Genomic DNA, 5,904 nt, shown 5'->3' with positions numbered 1-5,904 from the left:
GTAAGAAGACTCCATTATCTGATGGTGCAGAGGAAGTTGCTGCAACTGGTGAGTTTAAGTTAACTGGTGATGTTTTTGTAGATGCATCTTCACTTTTCAGAGGTGCTGTTACTGTTGGTGGTAGTGGTGTTATGAGAGTCGACCGAGTTGGTATGAAAACTGTTATGGGAACTATGGCAGAAGACATGGCTGATGATGATGTAGAAAGTCCATTAAAAGTTAAGCTTACTGAGCTTGCAGAAAAGATATCTAAGTTTGGATATATTGGTGCAGTAGTTATTGGACTAGCGATAATGGTTCAAAATGTTATGGGAGCAGAGAGTATATCTGCTTATATGGCACTTGGTGGAATGGCTATATTTAAACAACTTTTAGATGCATTAATGGTTGCAGTAGTTATTGTTGTTATGGCAGTTCCAGAAGGATTACCTCTTATGATTGCAATAGTTTTAATGAGAAACACATCAAAAATGCTACAAAAAAATGTACTTGTAAGAAAACCAATTGGAATAGAAACAGCAGGTTCATTAAATATTTTATTCTCAGATAAAACAGGAACTATAACAAAAGGGCAACTTGAGGTTGTAGAATTCTTTGATGGAGAAATAAAAAATTCTTATAATGATAGCTTTAAGATAAAAGAGCTTATGGGAATGTGTATTGGAAAAAATACAGCAGCTATGTTTGATGGTAGTGGAAGTGTTATTGGTGGAAATGCTACTGATAAAGCATTATTAAACTACTTAACAAAAACAGAGATGGAAAAATATGAAGACGTAAATATCGTAAATATTCAAGCCTTTAATTCAGCTAACAAATATTCAGCTGCAGAGCTTGAAGGAAAAACAGTATATAAGGGAGCACCTGAAAGATTATTAGGACAAGCTACTAAGTATATTGATGGAAATGGAAATATAAAGCCTTTAGATAAAGATATGATAAATAAAAAAATTGATGAACTTGCAAGTAAAGAGATGAGAGTTTTATCTTTTGCATATAGTGAAAAAGCTTTAGTAGAAGATACGCTACCAGATGATTTAGTAATTGTAGGATTTGTAGGAATTAGAGATGATGTAAGACCTGAAGCAAGAGAAGCTATAAAGGATGTTCAAAATGCAGGTATCCAAGTTGTTATGATAACTGGTGATAGAAAAGAAACTGCCTTTGCAATAGCAAAAGATTGTGGACTTATAACTTCAAGTGAGCATATTGCATTAACATCAGAAGAATTAAACAATATGACTGATGATGAAATCAAAAAGATTTTACCAAATCTTAGAGTTATAGCAAGAGCTCTTCCAACTGATAAATCAAGAATGGTTAAGATTTCACAAGAGTTAAACTTAGTTTGTGGAATGACTGGAGACGGAGTAAATGATGCACCAGCACTTAAGAGAGCAGATGTAGGATTTGCAATGGGTTCAGGAACAGACTTAGCAAAAGAAGTTGGAGATATAGTAATTTTAGATGATAACTTTAAATCTATCCAAAGTGCAATACTTTATGGTAGAACAATTTACAATAACATCTTAAAGTTTATAAAATTCCAATTAACAATAAACGTTGCAGCAGTTGCAGTGTGTGCAATAGCACCATTCTTTGGATTGCCACAGCCTTTAGAAATAACACATATCCTTTGGATAAATCTTGTTATGGATGGACTTGGAGCACTAGCACTTGGTTCAGAACCAGCGCTTAATAAATATATGAATGAAAAGCCAAAATCAAGAACTCAAAGTATTGTTTCAAAAGAAATGATGAAGCAAGTCTTAATTGCAGGTACTTGGGTAACAATACTAAGCTTTGCATTCTTAATGATGCCATTTTTCAAAAATATGTTCACTACAGAAGGAGAGCATTTAACAGCTTACTTCTCAATGTTTGTACTTGCAGCAGTATTCAATGGATTCAATGTAAGAAGTGGAAGTGCTAATATATTTGAAAATATAGGAGAAAATCCAGGCTTCATAAAAGTTATGGGAGTAATTGTAATAGTACAAGTTGTATTAACATTTGTAGGTGGAAGCATATTTAGTTGTACACCAATAGAACCAATGCATTGGTTAATAGTAATAGGACTTGCAGTAACAATAATTCCAATAGATATGATAAGAAAAGGAATATTCAAAACAGAGTATTAGAATAATAGAAGCTTTAGATAAATTTTTATCTAGAGCTTTTTCTTGATTAGAATTAATACAAATGTATATAATATAAATAAGTAAACTGGATTTAGGTGTGAGATATGGAAAGATTAAATGAAAGAAAAAAATATTTTATTAAGGCACTAAGTAAATTAGATGAAGCATTAAAAAAAGATATATCAGATGATGTAGTTATTGATGGAATAATACAAAGATATGAGTTTACATTTGAACAAGCATGGAAAGTCATGAAATTATATTTAGAAGACCAAGGAATTTTAGATGAGGCATTAGCTCCAAGAAGTACTATTAGATGTGCATTTTCAAATAAAGTTATTGATGATGGAGCTGTCTGGATTGAGATGATGCTAGATAGAAATAGAACATCACATATGTATGACGAACAAACAGCAATAGAAATTGTGAAATTAATAAAAGATAAGTATATAGATGAATTTTTTAAGCTTAAAAAATTTTTAGAAGATTAGAAAAAGAGTGTGAAGAAGAAAATCTAAGGTGAGTTTTTAACTTTCCTTAGATTTTTTTGTTTTAAAATAAAAAGATGTAAGGAATATTTAATTCTTATAAAAAACTAAAATATGATATAATGGAATGAGAATATTTGTAAAAAAATATTAGTGAGCTAAAATAAAATTAAAGATTAAAGCCCTGATAAAAGTTTTGAAATTTTTATCAGGGATTTTGTGAATATGATAAGAAAAATTAAAGAAGGAAGAAGATAAAATGGAAGTATTGTTAGAGAGTAAATGGGATGATATTTTTTATAAAAAACCTAAAAGTTTTAACAAGTATAGTGATAAAAGATTACTTGCGTATTCTTTAGGGACAAACTTATATATGAATGGTTTTAAAAATTTTTATCAAAAGATAGTAGATGGAGAGTTTAATGAGTTAGGTGCTATATCTATTTGTTTTGAGGATGCTACTTGTGAAAGTGATTTAAAGATTTGTACTGAAAATGTTTTTTATATGTTAGGAGAGCTTGTTAAGTGGCGTGAGAAGAATAGTGATAGAAGACTGCCTTTAATGTTTATTAGAGTTAGAAATTTAGAGCAATTTGAAAGCTTTACTAGAGAAATAGATAAGGAAAGCTTAAGGCTTATTACAGGCTTTACTTTTCCTAAGTTTAGTAAAAATAATGGACAAGCATATTTTGATATCTTAAATAAGGTTTCAAAAGAGAATAATGAGATTTTTTATGCAATGCCGATTATAGAAACTAAGGAAGTTATATATAAGGAAACTAGATTAGAAGAGTTAATTAAGATAAAGGAAATTATAGATAGGAATAAGGAGAAGATTCTTAATATTAGAGTTGGTGGAACTGACTTTTCATCAAAGTTTGCTTTAAGACGTAGCAAGGAAAAGTCAATTTACGATATAAGAGTTGTTATGGATGTTTTAGTGGATATTTTAAATATGTTTGGACGTGCAGAGGCAGATTATGTTTTATCTGCAGCTGTGTGGGAGTATTTTTCTTTAGATAAAAATTCAGAGGAGATTAAAGGGCTGATAAATGAAATAAAATTAGATAAAGAAAATGGTTTTATAGGAAAAACTATAATTCATCCATTACAAGCAAAGTATATAAATGCTTTATATGCAGTTACCTATGAGGAGTTTTTAGATGCAAAGGAAATATTAGGAAAAAAAGATGGTGTATTTAAAGGCTATGGAGACAATAAAATGAATGAAGTTAAGCCACATACAGCTTGGGCAAAGGAAATATTAAAGAAAGCAGAAGTCTTTGGAGTGCTAAATGAAGGATACACTTATGAAAATCTTTTATAGAAAGGGAGAAAAGAGATGTCAATTGAGATAAAAATAAAAGAAAATAAATTTAATTTAGATATAAATGATTTAATAGTTATGGGAAAGAGAAGTAATAATGAAAAGAGAAATTTTCTATTTATAAGCAAAGTTTTAGGAAAGCATTTAGAGATAAAACCAAAAGTTTGTAGAGAGATAGGAAAAGATTTAGTAAAGCTTTTAGATAAAAATAATAGTCCACTTGTTTTAGGATTTGCAGAAACTGCAACAGGAATTGGAATGGCGGCTGCAAGTCATATAAAGGATTCTTATTATGTTACAACAACAAGGGAGGAGATAGAGTCTGTGAAATCTATCTTTGAATTTGATGAAGAGCATTCTCATGCAGTAGAGCATAGATGTCTTTTAGAAGATAAGGGTAAGCTTTTTAATGCAAAAGAGATAGTTCTTGTAGATGATGAAATTACAACAGGAAAATCTATGCTTAATATAATAAGTGAAATAATAAAGCATACAAAGGTTAGAAACTTTAAAATAATTACAATTTTAGATTGGAGAAATAAAGAGTATTTAGATTTGTATGAGAAATTTATTAAAGAGAATTCTGTAAATATTGAAGTTTTATCACTTATAAAAGGTGAAATAGAAATTAAAAGCAATGAAGTCTATAAAGATGAAGATGGGGAAGAATTAAAGGAAAAATCAGAAGTAATAGATTTAAATATTTTTGAAAGAAGAATAGAAAAAACAAAGTTTGGTGAAGAAAGCTATTTGAAAAACTCAGGAAGATTTGGTGTAAGCTATGATGAAATAATAGGCTTAGAAGATAGAGCAAAGTTTGCTGCAAGAGCGATAAATAAGCTAGTTGGAAAGGGAAAAATATTAGTTTTAGGGCATGGTGAAAATATATATATTCCATCAAGAATTGGGAGTTACCTAGAGGGAGACATATATTATAAAACAACTACAAGAAGTCCTATATACTGTGAAAAAACTGAAGGATATCCTATTCAATCTAAAAATATTTTCTTTAATAAGGATGTAAAATATTATTTTTATAATAAAGAAATTGTTGAAAAAGAGTATGATAAAGTAGTTTTAATTACAGAGGATAATTTAAATATAAAATTAACTGAAAATATGATTATTGTGAGGTTATAAAAGATGAGAAGTAGCTATAAAGATGATTGTATATTCTTATTAAAAGAACTAGACATAAAAGAAATTACAATTGAAGAAAAGGAAAAGCTTATTTCAGAAGGAGTAAGTTATTCAGAAATGATTTCTAAAGAAAAAGAGCCAAGCAAAGAAATTATGGATATTTTTTATGAAATGGTAGAGGAAGATAAAAAAGAAATTGCATTATATGTTTCAAGAATTTCAGAGATAATGTACAAGGAAAAAGGTGATGATTTAGTAATAGTATCCTTAGCAAGAGCAGGTACACCTATTGGAATTTTAGTTAGAAAATATATAAAGGAAAAATATAATAAAGATATACCACATTATAGTGTTTCAATTATAAGAGGAAGTGGTATAGATAAAAATGCAATAAATTATATTTTAAAAAATAATCCACAAGGAAAGATTCAGTTTGTGGATGGATGGACAGGTAAAGGCTCTATAACAAAGGAATTAAAGAAATCACTTAAAGGGTACGAAGGGAAGATAGAAAGTGATTTAGCAGTTCTTGTAGACCCTGCAAAGCTTTGTAGAATATATGGAACAAGAGAAGATTTTGGACTTGCAACAAGTTGTTTAAACAGTACTGTAAGTGGGCTTATTAGTAGAACTATATATAACAAAAAGTATGTAAATAAAGATGATTTTCATGGAGCTAAATATTTAAATTATTTAGAGGATATGGATGTATCAAATTATTTTATAGAAAAAATAGAAAATGAGTTTAAAAATATCTCTAAAATAGAATATGATTTAAAAGAGATTAATGAAGATTATGCAAGGGATA

The 5,904-nt window shown here is 29.0% G+C and carries 5 protein-coding genes; all 5 read left to right on the top strand.

Features of this window, described 5'->3' with window-relative positions:
- Window positions 1-2,141, top strand: a 2,141-nt coding sequence (locus ACRC28_RS07420; RefSeq protein WP_438542816.1) for a cation-translocating P-type ATPase, incomplete at its 5' end; no start/stop codon positions are given.
- Between the two features lie 104 nt (window positions 2,142-2,245).
- A complete protein-coding gene (locus ACRC28_RS07415; RefSeq protein WP_438542815.1) occupies window positions 2,246-2,632 on the top strand; it encodes a nucleotidyltransferase substrate binding protein in 387 nt (128 codons plus the stop codon).
- A gap of 256 nt (window positions 2,633-2,888) precedes the next feature.
- The gene (locus tag ACRC28_RS07410) at window positions 2,889-3,956 is read left to right on the top strand and encodes an HpcH/HpaI aldolase/citrate lyase family protein (protein WP_438542814.1); all 1,068 of its coding nucleotides are present in this window, start codon (window positions 2,889-2,891) and stop codon (window positions 3,954-3,956) included.
- 15 nt (window positions 3,957-3,971) lie between these two features.
- The gene (locus ACRC28_RS07405; protein ID WP_438542813.1) at window positions 3,972-5,096 is read left to right on the top strand and encodes a phosphoribosyltransferase domain-containing protein; all 1,125 of its coding nucleotides are present in this window, start codon (window positions 3,972-3,974) and stop codon (window positions 5,094-5,096) included.
- Window positions 5,097-5,099: 3 nt separating this feature from the next.
- On the top strand, window positions 5,100-5,904 hold an 805-nt coding region (locus ACRC28_RS07400), incomplete at its 3' end, for a cysteine protease StiP domain-containing protein (protein ID WP_438542812.1).

It is taken from the genome of Clostridium sp. (genome assembly GCF_051650885.1).
Taxonomy (GTDB): Bacteria; Bacillota; Clostridia; order Clostridiales; family Clostridiaceae; genus Clostridium.
The sequence above is the reverse complement of the archived record's forward strand: the minus strand, read 5'-3'. Positions and strand labels throughout refer to the sequence as shown.